Raw genomic sequence first — 19,275 nt, 5'->3', positions numbered from 1 at the left:
ATAATTAAAACTGCGAGGTGAATTTTTATGGTAACTCTAATACCTAATTACAGCAACACTCACACCAATAGCGTCATCCTCCATAATATTTCTTGGAATACTTTTGAAAGGATTTTATTAGAAACAGGTGATGATCGTCATAATAGGTTTACTTATAATCAGGGAATATTAGAAATTATGACTCCATTAATGCCCCATGAACATAATAACCGTTTGTTACAAAATCTAATTATTGTTTTAGTTGAAGAGTTAAATCTCAATGTCAAAAGCACTGGTTCATTAACTTGTAAAAGAGAAGATTTAGCTAGAGGTGTAGAACCTGATTCTAGTTTCTATATTCAAAATGAACCAATTATGAGAAATAAAACCAGTTTAGATTTAACTCAAGATCCTCCACCTGATTTAGTCATAGAAGTTGATTATGCTAGTTCTTCTATTGATAAATTACCGATTTATTTAGCTTTAGGTGTTCCTGAAGTTTGGCGTTATGATGAACCTGTGATGCAAATTTATAGTTTATCTGAGGATAAATATATTCCTGGCAATGGTTCACCAACCTTTGCGAATTTACCTTTAAATACAGAAATCCCTCAGTTTTTAGCTTCTAGTTTACAAGTGGGTGAAATGTCAATGATTAAGAATTTTCGGAGTTGGTTAAAAACACAAATTTCCTGATTAAATTAAGAAGTCGGGGATCTGGGTATTATGTTTTTTAAGGTTGAGTTACTTATTGCTGGGCTTTTATTGCTCAGATGTTACAATAATATGATTTAATGGTATAAAGGCAATTAAACAGAATTTTGAATTTTTATGGATATCTCACCTAATCAATCATCAACTCAATTTTTATCTTCAGAAGAATCCGCTCAAGTTGACGCGGCTTTGTTATCTTCTCCTGAAAAGTTTTTAAGTAGATTGACAATTTCCTCTTTGCGGATTTTACAACACATTGCTCAGGAATATGATGTTTCTATTGAGGAATTGACGACAAAGCAAATTATTACCTGGTTTGAGATTGATGCCAAAATTAGAAGAGAGAAAGGGATTGAGGAAGCGTTTTTGAAGTGGTAAGTTGTGTCTTGCAGTAATCTTTTCACTGTTCAACGCCAATATAAAGTATTGGGGGTTGACAATTGATTTAAAATTTGCTATAATGGTTTCGATAAGGAAGAACCATCTTGTAATAAATACCATAAGAAATCGCGTGTTTGGTAGACAGCGATGTTTTAGAGAGCAAAATTAAACCTTACTAACAAGTAAATAACTATTACTGCGTGTATCAACTAATTTTGTATAAGAGTTGAAATAACAATATGGCAATCTCTGATACCCTGCAAGAATCAAAGCTTTCGCGTCTAGGTCCTTGGTTGAGTAGTTTCCGTGGCGATTTGACGGGAGGATTAACAGCAGCAGTAGTAGCATTACCTTTGGCTTTAGCTTTTGCTGTAGCCAGTGGAGTCGAACCAAAAGCGGGACTCTATACTGCTATTGTTGCGGGAATTGTGGCGGCCATTTTTGGCGGTTCTCCAGTCCAGATTACCGGACCAACGGGGGCAATGGCCGTGGTTTTGGTGGGAATTGTTGCTAAATACGGGATTGAGAAAGTTTGGATTGCTGGAGTAATGGCTGGTATTATCCAAATTGCTTTGGGTGTGGCCAAACTTGGACAGCTAGTGAAGTTTATTCCCTACCCAGTGACAGCAGGTTTTACTAATGGGATTGCTGTCATTATTTTTTGTGGTCAATTAAATAATTTCTTTGGTTTAAAACTACCCCGAAGTGAACATTTTTTGCCGGGAGTTTGGCAAAGTTTAACTCATGTAGAAGCTTTAAATTGGTCAGCAGTGGGACTGGCAATTGTGGTAATTGTAACTACAGTTTTGTGGCCAAAAATTAATAATACCATACCCAGTTCTTTGGTGGGGTTGGTGTTAGCTACGGGAATAGCTACTTATTTCCATCTGAATATTCCCACAATTGGCGCGATTCCCCAATCTTTACCCATGCCCCAAGGGATTCCCCATTGGAATGATTTTAGTGTAATTCGAGAACTAATTAATCCAGCTTTGGCTTTGGCAGCATTGGGAAGTATTGAATCTTTATTATCAGCGGTTGTGGCTGACGGTATGACGGTCAGTGAGAAACATAATAGTGATCGCGAATTAATTGGTCAAGGGTTAGCAAATATCATTGTCCCATTTTTTGCTGGTATTCCTGCCACAGGGGCAATTGCGCGAACTGCTGTTAATGTCCGTTCTGGTGGAAAAACCCGACTATCTGGAGTAATTCACGGTGCTGCATTAGCCATGATTGTGCTAACTTTAGCACCCCTAGCGGCACAGATTCCCCTAGCGGCATTAGCGGGAATCCTGATGGTAGTTAGTGTGCGAATGATTGAATGGGAAGCCATTGGTTTATTAATGCGGGCTACCTATTCTGACTTTGCGGTGATGATTCTGACTTGGTTGGTAACAATCTTGTTTGACTTAGTTCTCGCTGTCGAGGTAGGATTAATTGCTGCCGGCGCTTTGTTCATCAAACGCATGAGTGATTTGAGTTTAGTGAAGATTCCCGAAACCGAAGTATTCCCCCCCGGAACTTCGCTAGAATTAGGGAAGGAAATTGCTGTTTATCGAGTAGATGGTCCGGTATTTTTTGGGGCTGCGGAGAGATTTGCTACCTTTATTCGAGATGAACCAGAGGTAAAATACTTAATTCTGCGGTTGCGGTTTGTGCCAAATATGGATACCACTGGGTTAGTAGCGTTAGAGGATATTTACCACGACTTAGAACGCCATAATTGCCGTTTAATTCTCACAGGTTTACAACCGGAAGTTAAACAACTGCTAGAACGTTCAGGATTATTAGAAACTATTGGTTTATCAAATTGTTTTGAAACAACCACAGATGCTATTTGTTCTATTTCTCCCCAGATTGTCGGATGTTTGCAACCGGGCGCAACTGATTTAAAATCAAAAGAATTGATGGAATTAAATGACTAATCAAATATGAATAAAAATATCAATCAGTGTCTTTGTTGTTCTAGTCGTCGTCATTTTCTGAAATCTTTCCTTCCGGGAGTAATAGCCTTTACTGTCCTGCAATCAGCGCAATCAGCTAACGCCGAAGTTCATCAAACAAAAGCGTTAGTTCTCAGTTGTATTGACTTTCGGTTTTTAACAGCAGAACAGTCTTTTTTAAGGAATAAAAATCTCACAGATAAATATGATTTAACAGCTTTAGCAGGTGCTTCATTAGCTTTAACAGGATTCCCCCACCCATCTGATGCTGAAGCATTTTGGGATCAGTTAGATATCTCCTATAAACTCCATCATATCAACAAAGTTATTATTATTGATCATCAAGATTGTGGGGCTTATGCAATGATGATTGATCCTAATTTAAGTAAAGATCCAGAACGAGAGTTGCAAGTACATACAGATTATTTAAATCAAGCGTATTCATCAATTCGCAGTCGCTATTCTGATATTGAAATTGAAATGTATTTTGCAACTCTCAATCAAGGAGAATTCCAACAAATTTTCCCAAAACTTGAAAAATGGAACATCTTTAATCCTGTGAACAGTTACAATAATTGTTCAATCAAGAATTGTAATTATTAGTTCTAGAGGTGGTACGTGCGCCGGCAACTGCTCCTACTAAAGCAGTAAGTAAACCTAATAAAGAACCAAAAACATAAAACCACAAAGTTCTCGAAGTTGCAGCAGCAACATCACGAGTTTGTTCAGCAGTTAATATCGGTACATTCGGTGCTATAACATTTCCTTGTTGCTGTAGTTGATTAATAACTTGTGCTGTATTATAAGCCACTACACCAAAAGCCCCCCAGACTCCATTTGCTAAGAGAAAAGAGCTAAGTGCTAGAGTTGTTGCCCAGAGAATTGCCCCGTTGAGTATGGCTGTATCTCTGTGCATTGGTCCACAAGCACGAGTCGTTATCCAAGCACCGATAAATAGAGATAGTAATAAAGCAATTGTTGACCAAATTCCGACATTACTAATAATAGTAGGAGCAATTGTTCTTGGGTTTAAAGAATCAGCAATTCTCCCCGCACCAAGGGCGCTAAAAAATGAACTCAAGACTAATTGAGTTGCTAAAGCCACTAACACACCGGAAACTATTGGACCCCAGCGCACTCTGTCCCGATATTCAGTTACTCTACCAGCTAACAAAGACTCGGAAGAATTAATTTCCTCGCCTACCCGATTTATGTATGCCATAGCTATTTTTCTCTCTTGCTATTACAGCAAAGTTACTCACAGATTGGATATTTTTACAGAAAAAAATCCCTGGTTTTGAATTCTTTTCTGCTTACGTCTTTTTTATCCCCATGTTTAAAATTAAATCGCTAATTATAATTCTCAATCTCTATCAATAGCAAGAGTTATTTGCTATTTCTTTAGTTATAAATTGGCTGAATGAGTAATTGTTTGAAAATTACAAAATCAGGAAAATATTAACGAATTTTTACGGCTGTTCCTGTGGCTGTAATGACTAATAAAACACCAGATTGATCAACATTAATTGTGCCTGTATCAACGGCAATACCGACAACCGCATCTGCGCCTAAACGTTGCGCCCTTTGTTCTAATTCTTCCATTGCTTTCCGTTGTCCTTCTTCAAAGAGACGCTCATAGCTGCCAGTGCGTCCACCGACAATATCTCGAATACTCGCTAAAAAATCCCGCAGGAAGTTGCTACCATAAACAACTTCGGCTGTGACAATACCTAAGTATGATTGAATTACAGCACCTTGAATAACATCAGTAGTAGTTAAAAGCATAAATTTAGGTAAAATGGGTAATTATGGCCAAATTTAGGGAGAAATATCCGTTCATACTTCATTATACCTGTAATTTTGTGTAATTTATCAGTACCGATTGGCGAAAGTATTAATTTATTGCTATAATTCCGAAGGTATCAAGTGATTTAAGAAATTATTAATATTGTATAAATGTGAATAAATACAGATTACAAAGATTAATATTTTTGTTTTAATGTAGGAATAAAAACGGTTTAAGAGAATTTAGGAAAATTTACTATGTACAAAAAAACATCACTTCTGTTAACTACTTTATTATTAGGATGTTTATTTATTAGTACACCTGTAGTAGCGAAAGCTGATGTCTTAGTGACACAGGCGAATAATCCAGAGTTAAAAAACTTGATAGATGAGGGGAAAAGACTGGTAGATTCTAAAGATTATAATGGAGCGATCGCTGTTTATCAACAAGCAGCAAAATTAGATCCCAAAAATGAGAGAATTCATGCTGGTATTGGCTACTTATATACTCAACAAGGCAATTTTACCTCAGCCTTAGATGCTTATCGTCGAGCTATTGCCATTAATCCTAATAATAGTGATTTTTACTATGCTGTGGGTTATCTTAAAAGCAGTACGAGAGATAACAAAGGTGCAAAAGAAGCTTACCGTCGGGCTATCCAGTTAAATCGCAATAATGTCAACGCCTATTTAGGATTAGGAGTTGCTCAAACTAGCTTAGGTGATTATCAAGCAGCTATGTGGGCTTATGAACAAGCAGTTAATTTAGATAAAAATAATCCCCGCACCTATGAGTTAATTGGTTCTATGTTCAAACAAAAACGGCAAACTCCACAAGCAAATAAAGTTCTCAGGAAAGCATTAGATTTATATCAGCGGGGAAATGACACAGAAGGCGCTACCAGAATACAAACAATGCTGCAAGAAATAGGCGGTTAAAAGCACCTCATAGGATTCAGATCCCCGACTTCTTGAAGAAGTCGGGGATCTTTTTATTCACCAAATCTAGAACTCGTTATTTGCCAGTTCCTTTTTAAAACCTTGGGAATATTTATTTTTCTCAAATTTCCGTTTTGACCACAGTCCTAACCCAAAAAGGATCGTACTACCAACTACAGGAAGAGCGTCTGTCTCCCAGGGAACAGCAGCCACAGAAACCCCAGAAACCCCATTTATGGCAAAATTCTCAGGAGTGGCAGCAACGGGAACACTAAAGGTCAATTTAGCGATGCTGGCAGTGCTATCCTTAACACCAATGAAGATGGCTGAGTTGTCGGCGTTCTCGTTAGATAATCCGGGTAAATTAAAAGTACCCAAACTATTATTACTGACATCATAGGCCGTCAAATTCGCGGTAAAACTCCCATAATAAATTGCCTGAATCTGCGCTCCCGCCCCAAAGACAGGATTAGCAAAAGCAATGGTAATTGGTCCATTAGCACCCCGACTCCAGAGAAGATTATCCCCTGGAGCGAAATTCCCAGACGCGGAGTTCCCTTCTTGGAGAATCAGGAAACTCCCACCCGCCTGACTTATGGTTGCATTATTACCAAGATTGGAAGTGACAGTGGAAGGATTGTTAACAGTTGTGAACGAAGAACCCAATGTTCCCCAGTCATAATAGTCATTAGCGCCTAATGCATTACGACTAGTAACAAAACTAATGGCTTGAGCCGAGCTAGGAAGCAGTACCCCCAAGGACACTAAAGTAGTTGCCGTTACTGTGGCTACTCCTAAGTAAGTCTTAAATAATACATTGGGGGGGTGAGACGTAAGCCCTGTTTATTTGTAGCTGTTGTTGAATTTTTCATCGTTACTAGCGGTTGTGTAATTAACCCTGAAATTAGGATTTACGCAAGATAGGTCTAAAAGCTCTATTCCCAGCAGGTGTAATTCATGAATTACACCTACTTTCGTTCTATTTTGCGTAAATCCTGTGAAAGCGAAAATTTATCTTCCCACATAATAGGGTATACACAACAACGATGTCAATACCAGGACTGACGTAATTTGACACTCTCAGGGCTGAAGCTTACCGGATAATCCTGTAAAAAATAAACAAACTAGAGAGGACACAGAGACAGAAAAGATCAAAAAATTCAACCCAGCCCCCCAAAGAAATGGTATGACTTTTCTCAAGTCAATACTTACCAAACTGCTTTACCTTTTTTATATATTTTACCTGTAAAAGGTTGTACCCCAATCACAGGATAGGCATCATTAGCCGGGGTAAAAATCCGCATAAAGGCTTCAGAAACAAACTGAGCCATATTAGCAAACATTTTGGAGATAGCCATAATATTAAGCCCTTTTTTTTCAGTCTTTTAATTGGCGATATCTGCATTCTAATGCTGTTATTATCTATTTACTCATATTCTTTATATATTTATATTAAAGACAATCTTTTTTTAGATAACTTTGCAATACTTCATAATCGAAATTGATGTAACTTTTTCGGCGTTTTATAATGACATAATTTTTATCTGTTTTCTACCCAGGAATATCAGCCGATTGTGATTGTAACTGATATTCCCGTTGAATGTGCTAATATTTAAAGTCTATGGGAAGCAAGAAAAGCCTCAACTTCCGCAGCAGTGGGTTGGGATGCGATCGCACCTGGTTTAATAGTAGTTAATGCTCCCACAGCACTGGCATAGGTGACAATCCTGTTTGCTGTATCTCCGTCTTTAAGGCTGTGAATCCCAACTTGTTGTAATTGATGAATAAACCCAGCCAAGAAACTATCTCCTGCACCAGTGGTATCCACTACAGACATGGAAAACGCCGGGATTTTACCTTCATTTTCCCCTAAACAATAGGCACAACCATTTTCACCATCTGTGACCAAAACCCCTTCCAAGGAATTGAGTCTATAAGTAATTGCTCCTGGATCAGTGGTATCAAATAGCCAATGCGCTTCCTCTTTGGTTAGTTTGAGAAAATCAAATCGCTTTAATAATGCCAGAATTTTGCTCTTAGCTGTATTTTCATCTTGCCAAAATACTGGTCGCCAATTGACATCGAGAATAATTTTTAGGTCATATTGTTCTGCTAAGTCTAAAGCCCGCAAAACAGCTTTTTCACTGTCAGGATAGGCTAGTTCTAAAGTTCCCACTACCAAAAAATCAGCTTCATTAAAAAGCGCAGGTGGCAATTTTGCAGATTCTAGACGGGTATCAGCAAATTCGGAAGTATCATATTTACCAAAACCTGCAAAAGTGCGATCGCCCCCCAAATCCCTAACCACGTATACTTGTCTAGTTGGTGCTGTAGAATGACGTTGTACACCCATTGTATCTACACCAACATCTTCTAATAATTTTATCAGTGTATTCCCTGCTTCATCCTCACCCACAGCACCAATAAATCCGGCTGATGTCCCCAACTTCACCAAAGCACAAGCCACATTAGCAGGCGCTCCTCCGGGGTAGGGAGTCCATGATTTCACTGCATCTAACTCAAGTCCCAATTGATCAGCTAAACAATCAAACAAGACTTCACCAAGACATAAAATAGAGGGATTACTCATTGCATTTTTGATTTTAGATGGGGCATGATCTAAATTTAGTTTGACACTAATTGAAAATGAAGCTCCAGATCATCAGGTTTCCAGAATTATTTAACGCAGATAAACGCAGATAAACGCAGATAAATTACGTGTAAAGTTAAAATGAATACCCTTGATTTGTAGCATCTGTGACTACAAACCTAAAATTAAAAGAAAATCTTGATATTAGTATTATTAGTAACATTTAAAACTATCTACCTCGGAAAGAATCTTCTAGAATGAGGAATAAGATTTGAGTACATATACCAAGGGAGAAATAGTAAGTCATGGCTACTAGTGAGCCTGGGACCCGTGTTAGTCTGTCAGACAGAGAACTGCAAATCATCGACTTAGTGGCCACAGGCTTAACTAACCAAGAAATTGCGGTCAAACTGGAAATTAGTAAACGGACAGTTGATAACCACATCAGTAATATTCTCACCAAGACAAAAACTGATAACCGTGTGGCTTTGGTGCGTTGGGCTTTAGAATGGGGTAAAGTCTGTTTAAATGATGTTAATTGCTGTTCGCTTTTGCTGAGGAATGATGAAAGTATGTCTTAATCAAGCAGCTAATTAATCTAGCTTTTTTGCTATTTTGTAGATTGCTGATTGAGAGGATGGGTGGTTGATTTACGCTGTTGTGTACTACTCTGCATCTTTAAAAAGTCGGATAAAAACACAGGTATTTAGAGGCGTAAATCAATTATCCTGCAAATATGATCAAATATACAGATTGACAATTTTGCAGAAGATGTGACTGAAAAATTAGTTTTTTGTAAAGTAATATTACAAACCTTGGAAAAATATTGAGAAATTGTTTTTGAGGCAAACATAGATTTAAGGTAGAAGCTAGAGGACAAAATTGAGGCCAGTTTTAAAATGAACAAAAATAATATTCAAAACTATCGCTTTGTCTGTACCTTAACTTTTGGTGATATTTACGGTCAAATTATTATTTGGTTAATTACGATTACCATTAGCTTGGCTTCGGCTTTAGCACTGATGGGTGCAAAACGACCAGTATACGCTTTAGCTACAGTAGGTCTTGTTGTTCTCTTATCTCTACCTTTTTTACTTTTTGCCTTTGTGACGACTTTATTAAATAATATTGAACTCAATGCTGTAGAGCCAAAAACAAAGACAGAATCAATCTCAAATAATATTCCCCAACAAAACCCAGTCCAAGCAACTAGCTAAAAGGAATTTTATCAATTTCTCTATTACCCTGTCTTGTAGACGGGGAATTTTTTTATAATTGGTGGTTAATAATGCTCGAACATGATGTAATTATTGTTGGTGGCGGTTTAGCTGGATGTCGGGCTGCGCTGGAAATCGCCAGGACTGACCCTAGTTTAAAGGTAGCGGTAGTTGCCAAAACTCACCCGATTCGCTCTCATTCTGTGGCTGCTCAGGGCGGTATGGCCGCATCTTTAAAGAATGTTGATGATCAAGATTCTTGGGAAGCTCACGCTTTTGATACTGTTAAGGGTTCTGATTATTTAGCAGATCAAGATGCAGTCGCAATTTTGACCCAAGAAGCCCCAGATGTGGTGATTGATTTAGAACATCTGGGGGTGTTATTTTCTCGTTTACCTGATGGTCGCATTGCTCAACGGGCTTTTGGTGGTCATTCTCACAACCGCACTTGTTACGCGGCTGATAAAACCGGTCATGCAATTTTACATGAGTTGGTGAATAATTTGCGCCGTTATGGTGTGCAAATTTACGAAGAATGGTATGTAATGCGCCTGATTTTGGAGGATGGTCAGGCTAAGGGTGTGGTGATGTTTCACCTCTTGGATGGACATATTGAGGTATTACGAGCAAAGGCTGTGATGTTTGCCACCGGGGGCTATGGTCGCGTTTATAACACGACTTCCAATGATTATGCTTCCACTGGTGACGGTTTGGCGATGACCGCTTTGGCTGGTTTGCCTTTGGCAGATATGGAATTTGTCCAGTTTCATCCTACCGGTTTGTATCCTGTGGGTGTGCTGATTTCCGAGGCTGTGCGCGGTGAAGGGGCATATTTGATTAATGCCGATGGCGATCGCTTTATGGCTAATTACGCCCCCAGTCGCATGGAATTAGCCCCTCGTGATATTACCTCACGGGCAATTACCTATGAAATCCGGGCTGGTCGTGGTGTAAATACTGATGGTAGCGCGGGTGGTCCCTTTGTCTATCTGGATTTACGCCATCTAGGTAAGGAAAAAATTATGAGTCGTGTTCCCTTCTGTTGGGAAGAAGCCCATCGTTTGCTTGGTGTAGATGCTGTAACTCAACCGATGCCCGTGCGTCCTACCAATCATTATTGTATGGGTGGTATTCCTGTCAACACTGACGGACAAGTTAGAAGTAATAATGATAGTTTTGTCGAAGGCTTTTTTGCGGCTGGGGAAACTGCTTGTGTGTCTGTTCACGGTGCAAATCGTCTCGGTAGTAACTCCTTATTAGAATGTGTAGTTTATGGTAAAAGGACTGGAGCAGCGATCGCTAATTATGTCCAAAATCGGCAATTACCATCCATAGATGAAACACGCTACATCAACGAAGCCAAACAACAAATACAACTCTTAATAGACCAACCAGGACAGTACAGAATTAATCAAATCCGTCAAGCTTTTCAAGATAATATGACTGAAAATTGTGGCGTTTTCCGCACCGACGAAGTCATGCGTCAGGGATTGGAAAAAATCGCCCAATTACAACAAAAATATTCACAAATATATTTAGATGACAAAGGAAAAAGCTGGAATACAGAATTAGTTGAAGCCTTAGAATTGCAAAGTTTAATGGTAGTTGGACAAACCATTTTAACTTCCGCCCTCAACCGTCAAGAAAGTCGCGGCGCACACTTTAGAGAAGACTTTGCCGAAAGAGATGATAATAAGTTCTTACAACACACAATGGCTTATTATTCACCCACAGGAATTGATATTCAATATCGTCCCGTGACAATCACAATGTTTGCACCAAAAGAGCGAAAATATTAATTGAAGATACAGCACTTTCCGGTGTTATGAGGTACATATCCAGCGGGCAAGACTTGTACTGAGCTTGTCGAAGTATGCCCGCACTACAAGAGTTTCATGATTCAACTTTGTACCTCATAAGAGCGGAAACCGATGTAATATTTAATTTTCTAAAATATGCGGTTATTCGGTTCTTTTTATGGAAAACCTGGTTCAAAATCAATGGCGGACTTAGAGGATGTTTGAAAAGTTTTTAATGTATCAATAAACCCCTCTCCAAACCTCTCCCCGACGCGGGGAGAGGCTTTGAAACCCCCATTCCCTTGTAGGGAATGGGGGAAGGGGGGTTAGGTTTCGGAGATTGTTGGTTTCATCTAATACTTTTCAAACAACCTCTTATTGTGTGGGCATTTCATTGAAAATATAGAGATAATTGTTCATAACCCTTGTCCCGCAAGGGTTTTGTTATAATCAATCCTCAATCACCATCAAAGAGGCTGTTACAAAAATGGTAACGACAGTTGAATTTTGTCATTTATCCTGGATAATCTTGTAAATACAATGTCATAGCTACCTTAGTCTATACCAAGTTCACCAATGAACAGAAAACCATATCTGATAGCAGTTACAGGGCTTGCTGTTTTATCCATACAGGCTCTAGCATCACCAAATGGCTTGGCATTTCCCCAACCAAATCATCATTCCAACCCTGTCATAGCCCAAAACTCGGAAGAACAAACGCGCATTCGAGTGAATCAAAAAGCCAGTCCAGCCGTAGTTTATATCAACACAGGTAAATCAAGCGGCAGTGGCTTTATTGTTAGTTCTGACGGGTTAATTATTACCAATGCTCACGTTTTGCAAGATGCACCCGCAACCGTTACTGTAGTTTTAGAAGACGGGAAACGGCTTCCTGCTAACGTGATTGGCTTTGCTAAAAATGGAGTAGATTTAGCAGCCATTAAAATTCGTAACCAGAAGAATTTACCCACATTATCTTTAGCAAAATCAGCCCAAGTGGGACAGTCTGTATATGCTATTGGTAGTCCCTTTGGCTATGGCAATCTAAATAATTTTACTGCCGGTGTTTTGAGCAATCTTGACGAGCAAGATGGTATAATTAAACATGATGCTAGAATTAATCCCGGTAATTCTGGTGGTCCACTTCTCAATTCCCAAGCCCAAGTTATTGGCGTAAATACTGCTATTCAACTTGATAGAAATGGCAGCAATAGTAGTATTAGTATTGCCATCCTGGTAAATAAAATACAACCTTTCTTAACGGCAATTCGTCAGGGAAATATTTCCCGTTTACGGCGCTAATAGTCTGTTGAGAATTGAGATTTGTATAGGCTTCTAGCTAGTTTGTCTATCTGGACAGGCAGGATGCCCACCCCACAGAAATTAAATGTCCCTTTCCCAAATTAGGAGATTTAAGAAATGATGAAATTAACATTATTAACCACACTGTTCTTAACCACCACATTAGCATCTACTCCTGTTTTTGCTCAAGAAGACGCTAATAATCAAATTCGCTTTATCTGTTCTACAAGTCGTTACTCCGAAAATGGAAAGTCTGTTCCTACCACTTTTCTTTGGACACCAAATTTCCAAAAAGCAATGGTGACTTGGACATCTGTTTTAGGAGGAGTTAAACCACAACAACGTTGTCAAAAAGTTTCTGATAACTTCCAAACAGCTTTTAATAACGGCAGTCTTAATTACGTTACCAATGGTGTTCAAAATGGGAGCAAAGTAATTTGTTCTGTGAGTTCAATTGATGGTGGTTGTGATACTGTATTATTTACATTGCGACCTCAGGACAAGTCTAGGGATGTTCTCAAACAGTTAAACAAACTCTGGTTTGGCAGTGCTACGACAGTACCTATTGCACAAAGTTCTGGAGAAGATAAATTTAAATTTTACATTGATATTCGCCAATTCCTCAATACACCACCAGCGAATAAGATGCAATAAAGAAGATTCTCAAAAATTGTAGGTTGGGTAGAACGAAGTGAAACCCAACCTACTTAAAGAAGTTATCAAGAAGTGTTGGGTTTCGTTCCTCAACCCAACCTACTTATATTCATCTCCTAATTTACTCAAACAAAAAAAGATCATGAAACACCTATTTTTTACCCTCATTTGCACAACTGCTTTATTAACTATTCCTCAGCAATTGTTATTGATTTCTCCTCAACCAGTTACCGCACAAGAACCTACAAAAAAACTATTAACCTCAGCACAATTACAAGCTTTAGCTAAATCAATCACGGTGAAAATATTAACTAAAAATGGCAGTGCTTCAGGAACTTTAATTGCTAAAAATGGTAATAATTACACTATTTTAACTAATGATCATGTGATGAATCCAGGTGCATCTTATCGCATTCAAACACCTGATGGAAAAATCTATCCTGCTAATGTGATTAAAGAAAAACCAGCATCTTTAAAAAATCAAGATGTGGCTTTATTCCAGTTTCAATCAACAGTAGAATATACCATCGCTACTTTAGGAATTTCCGCACCTATAGCAGTAGAACAAAAAATTGTCGCGGCTGGATTTGTGAGTGATAATGCTCAATTAGTTTTCACCGAAGGACAAATTTCTCTGTTACCAGATAAAAGTTTTCAAAGAGGTTATCGCATAGGTTACAGCAATAAAGTTCAACCAGGAATGAGTGGCGGACCTATATTAAATTATCAAGGTGAAGTTATTGGTATTAATGCCGTTCATGCTTATCCTATTTCTGATAAAATATATACTTATATTGACAATAGTAAACCCAGTACAGCCGAACGTCAGCAAATGCGTCAATATAGTTGGGGTTTACCGATTTATAGTGTCGCTAAAGTAGTCAATGAAGTTATTGCTAAATCGCCTAAAAAGATTGATGATTCTGCTTTGATAGCGAAAAAAGGTTTGATTAATGATATTGATAAAATTGCCCAAGAAATTACGGTTTTAATTCCTAATGCTAACCCCACAGATATGGGTTCCGGGGTAATTATTGCCCAGAAAGGTAATATTTATTATGTGTTGACTGCGGATCATGTTATCTGGAATCGTGATGAAAAAAAATTAAAAGATAAGTTAGAAATAGTCGCACCGGATAAGTAAGTCGGCCCAATAAAATCGATATATGTTTAGTTTTGTAAAAACCGTGAAACACCCTATTTATAAGGTATTCGTTAATTTATATTTCGTTACATAGATTGATTTTTTAACGCCGACCTACTTAATCAAAGATATGCTATAAATATCAGCAATGCGAAAAGAATGCCTGGAGTTGATTTAGCCGTTGTTCAATTTACCAGTAATCAAAAATATCAAGTTGCAACTTTAGCAAATTATAGTTTAAATACTAAAGATCAAAAAGTGTTTGTTTCTGGTTTTCCTGGTAATAAACAACAAAATAAAAACAAACCTCACCGGATTTTAACAGCGGGAGTTTTGAGTGAACAACAAAGCATTAAGTTCACTACTTATCTAAGTTTCAATAATCAAAGTTCTCTGATACCTGTGCGAATACAAACTGTTTTAAGTGATGGTTATGATCTACTTTATAGTAATATTACTAAGGGAGGAATGAGTGGCGGTGCGGTTTTAGATACCCAAGGAAGATTAATTGGTATTCATGGCAGAGTGGAAGGTGAAATATCACTCGATTTTGATGGTAAAATCAATTTAGGTAGTAGTTCTGGTATTCCCATTAGAACATTTTTAAATTTGGTTCAACAGGTAGGAATAGATTCAGATTTAAAAGTTGAAACTACTGCACCAGCTACACTGAAAAAATCGGAAGAGGATGTAATCAGTGAATATTTATTACCATTGGATGAAGTTCCTAAAAATAGCGATGATGAAATATCATGGCTAAATTATGCCAATCAACTATGGCGTTCTCAAAAATATGCAGAAGCGAGAAAAGCTGTTGATAAAGCGATTGGGAAAAAACCGGATTTTTATCAAGCTTGGTATTTCAAGGGGATGATATTTCGTAGAGAGGAAAAATATCCAGAATCTATTGCTGCTTTTGATAAAGCTCTTAAAATTAATCCCAACTTTGCTCAAGCTTGGAAACAGCGGGGTAGAGTGCTGCTTAGATTAGATAAATACTCCGAAGCCTTAACATCTTTTGACAAAGCCATTGCTCTAAGTCCTAATCAATTTGCTCTTTACTTCCTGCGAGGTTTCACGCTTCGTTACTTAAAGCGGTTTCCTGAAGCAATTGAGGCTTATAATCAAGCTATTAAAATTGATCCTCTGTTTAAATCGGCTTATTCTGGGCGTGGTTTGTCCTATGGAGAGTTAAAAAAATATCGACAAGGCATAGCTGATTTTACTCAGTTCATTCAACTTGACCCTAAAGACGCTAGCTATTACAATCTAAGGGGTTTGTATTACGGACAATTAGAAGAATACAAACAAGCCATAGCTGATTATAATCAAGCCATTCAACTTGACCATAATGATGCTTTATACTACATTAGCAGAGGTAATGCTTACTTGATGTTGAAAGACTACAAACAAAGCATAGCTGATTCAACTCAAGCCATTCAACTTGACCCTAAAGATGCAACATACTATTTAGTGAGGGGTAATGCTTACTTTAGATTAAACGACTACAAACAAGCGATTGATGATTACACTCAAGCCATTCAAGTTGACCCTAAAGATGCAAGATCCTACTCCTTGCGGGGTGGTATTTACTCAATATTAAAAGACTATAAACAAGCCATAGCTGATTTAACTCAAGCCATTCAACTTGACCCTAAAGATGCAATCTACTACTCCTTGCGGGGTAGTATTTACTCAAACTTAAAAGACTATAAACAAGCTATATCTGATTTAACAGAAACTATTCGTCGTGACCCTAAAAATGCACCATACACTATGCAAGGTCTCAGATACTCTGAATTTAAAGATAATAAAGGCTTGCTTAGTGGTTACACTGGCTTAATGAGTAAAGCTTACGCAACTAGGGGTGTTACTTACTATGAATTAAAAGAATACAAACTGGCAATTGATGATTACACTCAAGCCATTAAAATTGATTCTCAAAATGCCGAGTATTATGCTTTTCGTGGTGGTATTTACTCTTTCCTGAAAGAATACAAACAGGCGATTGATGATTTAACTCAAGCCATTAAAATTGACCCTAAAAAGGCAACATACTATCATCTTAGGGGTACGACTTACCTTCAATTAAAAGACTACAAACAAGCCATAGCTGATTATACTCAAGCCATTCAACTTGATCCTAAAAATGCAACATACTATGGTGGTAGGGGTTTTGCTTACTCTCAATTAAAAGACTACAAACAAGCAATTAATGATTGGAATCAAGTCATTAAAATTGACCCTGAAAATGCAACATACTATAGTGCTAGGGGTGATGCTTACTTTCAATTGAAAGACTATAAACAAGCGATTGATGATTACTCTCAAGCCATTAAATTTAAGCCTGATTTGACTCTTGCTTATTCAGCAATGGGTAATGCTTATTTACAATTAAAAGACTACAAACAAGCAATTAATGATTACACCCAAGCAATTAAACTTGACCCGGAAAATGCTGATTACTACTACAGTAGAGGTTTTGCAAACTATAAATTCAAAGATTACCAACAAGCAATAAGTGATTGGAATCAAGCCATTAAAATCAAACCTGAATTTCCTGAAGCATACACTAATTTAGGTATAGTTTCCTACGAAATGGGAGAACTAGAAACAGCAATTAATCATTGGCGAACTGCGATAAAAATCAATAGCAATTTTGCAGAAGCACATCTAGCTTTAGGTATAGCTTTGTATGCCAGAGGCGATAAAGAAGCGGGTTTGAAATCGGGAGAAACGGCTTTAAAATTACATAAACGTTTTGGGAAGATAGAGTTTCTAAAAGAGAATAATTGGGGTGACAAGTTGATAAAAGATAGTCAGGAGTTTTTGAACAATCCTCGGATAAAAGGTTTGATTTAGAACCCACCTTCCGCACCCTTGGTATCACAATGGTATCACAATCGGTAATTTCGGATTTTTGGCGTTGCTGATTAAGGGTATGAATTTTAGTCTCACGCAAAGACGCAAAGACGCAAAGGTATACTCAAAACGGCTAGAAGCTGGACTTTTTTATCATACAAAGAACAAGGTTCAAAGCCTCTCCCCGTTGCGGGGAGAGGTTTACCAGAGGGGTTTCATATTTGGTTAAACTATGAACCGTTTGCAGTATAAGAGTTTTAAAGGTTCAATTTGGGAATTTCATACCTCAATTCAGCAACGCCGGATTTTTCAATACTTAAAAGGATGATTTTTATACAAAAATGTGAAAATTTCAAATAGCTATAGCGAAGTGCTGCTGTAAGCATTTCGCTAGTCCCAAATTTCCCAACGACCAATTTTCCTTGTGTGACAGTTTAGGGTGCGAAAGGTGGGTTATCACCAAAAAAAGCTACTTGTGCTTGGGTTGAAAATTCGGTAGTTCTACAGATGCTAAAGATTTGCGTCCCTTGGGTGGTCGTTGGGGATAAATCAATGGTGAAGGCGATTTATGGTCAGATGTATTTTCATCCAATAACTTTGGCAAAACATCATCAATTGGTAAATTTGATTCCGTTGTCGGGGAAATATCCAACCAATAATCTTCCATTTCCACAGTATTGATCTGATGGCTAAGAGCGGTGGAAATAATTGGAAATTCCTCTATTAGTGATAGTGAAAAATCTTCCTTTCCAGAATTTTCAGTAGTACCATAAGGATCAATTTCTATCGGCAAATCCTGTTTAATTATTATTTCTGGTTGTGCATAATTTTCCGAAGTAGATACTAAAGTTTCTAAAATAGATATATCACCTTGATGAATATTTACTTTTGCCTGGGTTCCCTCCTCCGTTGTGTCAGATGATGGTGTAATAAAAAACCGATGAATTATCCCTTCTAATTGCTGGTCTAGGGATAATACTCCAGAATCATCTTCAGTTGTTGATGGAGTTGTTGATTCATCAACTTGTGTAGGCTGAGAGATTACTGGTTCTGGATCATGGGGATAATTTTCAGAAGTTGTCACTGTAGACTTAACCCAGGAATTATTTACAGACTCATTCACAGAATCTGTCTCCCCTGTCCAAGGTCGAATAGGTTGAGCGTTGGGAAACAAAGACCGGGCTTTTCTGGAGAATCGCGTTTGTTTGTGAATCACATCATGGGGATGATGGATATGATCTTCTAAATTTTCATGGCTAGGAATGGGAGTATCTAGACATTTTTCCAAAGCCGATTTAAACTGCATAGTTTGTCGTTGTTGACGCATTAGCCGAGACCGCAATTCACGACAAGTATTTTCCGAGTGTAATAACTGTTGAGACTCTTGACTGTAGTTAGCTTGCAAAAGAGAACATTCTCTTTCCAAATGCGCTAACCGCTGTTGGCTAATTTGCAAATTAGCTTGATAATTTTCAATACAAATTTCTTGTTGTTGAACTGTTTGGACAGCATTTTCTAACTGCTGATACAGGGAATGAATTTGTTCTTGACCAGCGGAAAGTTCTTGATTTTGTTGGTTAAACATAGATTCCGTCACACTAGACCGGGTTTTGTGCCATTGCAAAATCTTTTCGGCTTCAGCTAATTCGGTTTTTAACTGCTCTACCTGAGCATAGAGATGATTATTAGCTGTAGTTAATTCTGTATTTAACTTGAGTAATTGCTGAAATTCTAAGTTGATCTGTGCTTGTTGATCAATATTAGGTTCTGCAATCCAGTCTTGTTGGTTACTGTCTTCCAATTTTTCCATAACTACGGTTTCACATTGACAATCTGTAGTTGGCCGATAGCGTGGCGTTAGCTTTATAATAGGTAAATTTGTCACGGTCATATTATTATTATCCACAAATACGTAGCCGTTATCAGTTATTTACACAAATAAAAATTGACAGTTGATAATTAA

18 protein-coding genes are annotated in these 19,275 nt (G+C 37.8%); 12 read left to right on the top strand and 6 right to left on the bottom strand.

Translation table 11 applies throughout. The features are described 5' to 3' along the window. Positions 1 to 27 precede the first annotated feature (27 nt). The 4 genes from BMF77_RS06595 to BMF77_RS06580 all read left to right on the top strand — a co-directional run bounded on the left by BMF77_RS06595 (position 28) and on the right by BMF77_RS06580 (position 3,623). Complete coding sequence (locus BMF77_RS06595; RefSeq protein WP_148761591.1) at positions 28 to 675, top strand: Uma2 family endonuclease; 648 nt, start codon at positions 28 to 30, stop codon at positions 673 to 675. A gap of 135 nt (positions 676 to 810) precedes the next feature. Beyond that, entirely contained in the window at positions 811 to 1,071 is a 261-nt protein-coding gene (locus BMF77_RS06590) for a hypothetical protein (protein WP_015080923.1), read from the top strand. 242 nt (positions 1,072 to 1,313) lie between these two features. Further along, positions 1,314 to 3,002, top strand: coding sequence for a SulP family inorganic anion transporter (locus BMF77_RS06585; protein WP_148761589.1), 1,689 nt, complete (start codon positions 1,314 to 1,316; stop codon positions 3,000 to 3,002). A 6-nt stretch (positions 3,003 to 3,008) separates the two neighbouring features. After that, on the top strand, positions 3,009 to 3,623 hold the full coding sequence (locus BMF77_RS06580) for a carbonic anhydrase (protein WP_148761587.1): 615 nt from the start codon (positions 3,009 to 3,011) through the stop codon (positions 3,621 to 3,623). Here BMF77_RS06580 and BMF77_RS06575 read toward each other — a convergent pair. Both BMF77_RS06575 and BMF77_RS06570 read right to left on the bottom strand, forming a co-directional pair. Continuing rightward, positions 3,604 to 4,242, bottom strand: coding sequence for a hypothetical protein (locus BMF77_RS06575; protein WP_148761586.1), 639 nt, complete (start codon positions 4,240 to 4,242; stop codon positions 3,604 to 3,606). The genes BMF77_RS06580 and BMF77_RS06575 overlap by 20 nt on opposite strands. Before the next feature lie 236 nt (positions 4,243 to 4,478). Further along, positions 4,479 to 4,805, bottom strand: coding sequence for a YbjQ family protein (locus BMF77_RS06570; RefSeq protein WP_027402424.1), 327 nt, complete (start codon positions 4,803 to 4,805; stop codon positions 4,479 to 4,481). A 258-nt stretch (positions 4,806 to 5,063) separates the two neighbouring features. On the opposite strand from BMF77_RS06570, the gene BMF77_RS06565 reads away from it, so the two are divergent. Continuing rightward, the gene (locus BMF77_RS06565) at positions 5,064 to 5,744 is read left to right on the top strand and encodes a tetratricopeptide repeat protein (protein ID WP_148761584.1); all 681 of its coding nucleotides are present in this window, start codon (positions 5,064 to 5,066) and stop codon (positions 5,742 to 5,744) included. Positions 5,745 to 5,810: 66 nt separating this feature from the next. On the opposite strand, the gene BMF77_RS06560 is transcribed toward BMF77_RS06565, so the two are convergent. The 3 genes from BMF77_RS06560 to BMF77_RS06550 form a co-directional block, all read right to left on the bottom strand. Further along, positions 5,811 to 6,509, bottom strand: a complete 699-nt coding sequence (locus BMF77_RS06560) for a hypothetical protein (protein WP_148761582.1) — start codon at positions 6,507 to 6,509, stop codon at positions 5,811 to 5,813. A 443-nt stretch (positions 6,510 to 6,952) separates the two neighbouring features. Beyond that, complete coding sequence (locus BMF77_RS06555) at positions 6,953 to 7,102, bottom strand: nicotinate phosphoribosyltransferase (RefSeq protein WP_148761579.1); 150 nt, start codon at positions 7,100 to 7,102, stop codon at positions 6,953 to 6,955. Positions 7,103 to 7,356: 254 nt separating this feature from the next. Continuing rightward, on the bottom strand, positions 7,357 to 8,334 hold the full coding sequence (locus tag BMF77_RS06550) for a carbohydrate kinase (protein ID WP_148761577.1): 978 nt from the start codon (positions 8,332 to 8,334) through the stop codon (positions 7,357 to 7,359). 305 nt (positions 8,335 to 8,639) lie between these two features. Here BMF77_RS06550 and BMF77_RS06545 point away from each other — a divergent pair, with 305 nt between their 5' ends. The 7 genes from BMF77_RS06545 to BMF77_RS06515 all read left to right on the top strand — a co-directional run bounded on the left by BMF77_RS06545 (position 8,640) and on the right by BMF77_RS06515 (position 17,312). Continuing rightward, entirely contained in the window at positions 8,640 to 8,915 is a 276-nt protein-coding gene (locus tag BMF77_RS06545) for a LuxR C-terminal-related transcriptional regulator (RefSeq protein WP_148761575.1), read from the top strand. 318 nt (positions 8,916 to 9,233) lie between these two features. Further along, complete coding sequence (locus BMF77_RS06540; RefSeq protein ID WP_015080932.1) at positions 9,234 to 9,551, top strand: hypothetical protein; 318 nt, start codon at positions 9,234 to 9,236, stop codon at positions 9,549 to 9,551. 71 nt (positions 9,552 to 9,622) lie between these two features. Beyond that, entirely contained in the window at positions 9,623 to 11,350 is a 1,728-nt protein-coding gene (locus BMF77_RS06535; protein ID WP_148761573.1) for a succinate dehydrogenase/fumarate reductase flavoprotein subunit, read from the top strand. Between the two features lie 576 nt (positions 11,351 to 11,926). Further along, the gene (locus BMF77_RS06530) at positions 11,927 to 12,652 is read left to right on the top strand and encodes a S1C family serine protease (protein ID WP_148761571.1); all 726 of its coding nucleotides are present in this window, start codon (positions 11,927 to 11,929) and stop codon (positions 12,650 to 12,652) included. 117 nt (positions 12,653 to 12,769) lie between these two features. Next, positions 12,770 to 13,306, top strand: a complete 537-nt coding sequence (locus BMF77_RS06525; protein WP_148761569.1) for a COP23 domain-containing protein — start codon at positions 12,770 to 12,772, stop codon at positions 13,304 to 13,306. 142 nt (positions 13,307 to 13,448) lie between these two features. After that, positions 13,449 to 14,450 carry a serine protease gene (locus BMF77_RS06520; protein ID WP_148761567.1) on the top strand — a complete coding sequence of 334 codons (1,002 nt, stop codon included), beginning with the start codon at positions 13,449 to 13,451 and terminating at the stop codon, positions 14,448 to 14,450. Between the two features lie 159 nt (positions 14,451 to 14,609). Next, complete coding sequence (locus BMF77_RS06515) at positions 14,610 to 17,312, top strand: serine protease (protein WP_148761565.1); 2,703 nt, start codon at positions 14,610 to 14,612, stop codon at positions 17,310 to 17,312. 469 nt (positions 17,313 to 17,781) lie between these two features. Here the strand turns inward: BMF77_RS06515 and BMF77_RS06510 are convergent, their stop codons facing one another. Further along, a complete protein-coding gene (locus tag BMF77_RS06510) occupies positions 17,782 to 19,203 on the bottom strand; it encodes a hypothetical protein (protein WP_168204410.1) in 1,422 nt (473 codons plus the stop codon). Between the last annotated feature and the right edge of the window lie 72 nt (positions 19,204 to 19,275).

The sequence above is a fragment of the Dolichospermum sp. UHCC 0315A genome (assembly GCF_008121535.1).
GTDB classification, from domain to species: Bacteria; Cyanobacteriota; Cyanobacteriia; order Cyanobacteriales; family Nostocaceae; genus Dolichospermum; species Dolichospermum lemmermannii.
Note: the sequence above shows the minus strand (reverse complement) of the source record. Positions and strands in the feature narration are given on the sequence as shown.

Excerpts from the sequence above, each read along its gene's own strand:
- BMF77_RS06595 (WP_148761591.1), top strand. The coding sequence starts at position 28 with ATGGTAACTCTAATACCTAATTACAGCAACACTCACACCAATAGCGTC.
- BMF77_RS06590 (WP_015080923.1), top strand. The coding sequence starts at position 811 with ATGGATATCTCACCTAATCAATCATCAACTCAATTTTTATCTTCAGAA.
- BMF77_RS06585 (WP_148761589.1), top strand. The coding sequence starts at position 1,314 with ATGGCAATCTCTGATACCCTGCAAGAATCAAAGCTTTCGCGTCTAGGT.
- BMF77_RS06580 (WP_148761587.1), top strand. The coding sequence starts at position 3,009 with ATGAATAAAAATATCAATCAGTGTCTTTGTTGTTCTAGTCGTCGTCAT.
- BMF77_RS06575 (WP_148761586.1), bottom strand. The coding sequence starts at position 4,242 with ATGGCATACATAAATCGGGTAGGCGAGGAAATTAATTCTTCCGAGTCT.
- BMF77_RS06570 (WP_027402424.1), bottom strand. The coding sequence starts at position 4,805 with ATGCTTTTAACTACTACTGATGTTATTCAAGGTGCTGTAATTCAATCA.
- BMF77_RS06565 (WP_148761584.1), top strand. The coding sequence starts at position 5,064 with ATGTACAAAAAAACATCACTTCTGTTAACTACTTTATTATTAGGATGT.
- BMF77_RS06555 (WP_148761579.1), bottom strand. The coding sequence starts at position 7,102 with ATGGCTATCTCCAAAATGTTTGCTAATATGGCTCAGTTTGTTTCTGAA.
- BMF77_RS06550 (WP_148761577.1), bottom strand. The coding sequence starts at position 8,334 with ATGAGTAATCCCTCTATTTTATGTCTTGGTGAAGTCTTGTTTGATTGT.
- BMF77_RS06545 (WP_148761575.1), top strand. The coding sequence starts at position 8,640 with ATGGCTACTAGTGAGCCTGGGACCCGTGTTAGTCTGTCAGACAGAGAA.
- BMF77_RS06540 (WP_015080932.1), top strand. The coding sequence starts at position 9,234 with ATGAACAAAAATAATATTCAAAACTATCGCTTTGTCTGTACCTTAACT.
- BMF77_RS06535 (WP_148761573.1), top strand. The coding sequence starts at position 9,623 with ATGCTCGAACATGATGTAATTATTGTTGGTGGCGGTTTAGCTGGATGT.
- BMF77_RS06530 (WP_148761571.1), top strand. The coding sequence starts at position 11,927 with ATGAACAGAAAACCATATCTGATAGCAGTTACAGGGCTTGCTGTTTTA.
- BMF77_RS06525 (WP_148761569.1), top strand. The coding sequence starts at position 12,770 with ATGATGAAATTAACATTATTAACCACACTGTTCTTAACCACCACATTA.
- BMF77_RS06520 (WP_148761567.1), top strand. The coding sequence starts at position 13,449 with ATGAAACACCTATTTTTTACCCTCATTTGCACAACTGCTTTATTAACT.
- BMF77_RS06515 (WP_148761565.1), top strand. The coding sequence starts at position 14,610 with ATGCCTGGAGTTGATTTAGCCGTTGTTCAATTTACCAGTAATCAAAAA.
- BMF77_RS06510 (WP_168204410.1), bottom strand. The coding sequence starts at position 19,203 with ATGACCGTGACAAATTTACCTATTATAAAGCTAACGCCACGCTATCGG.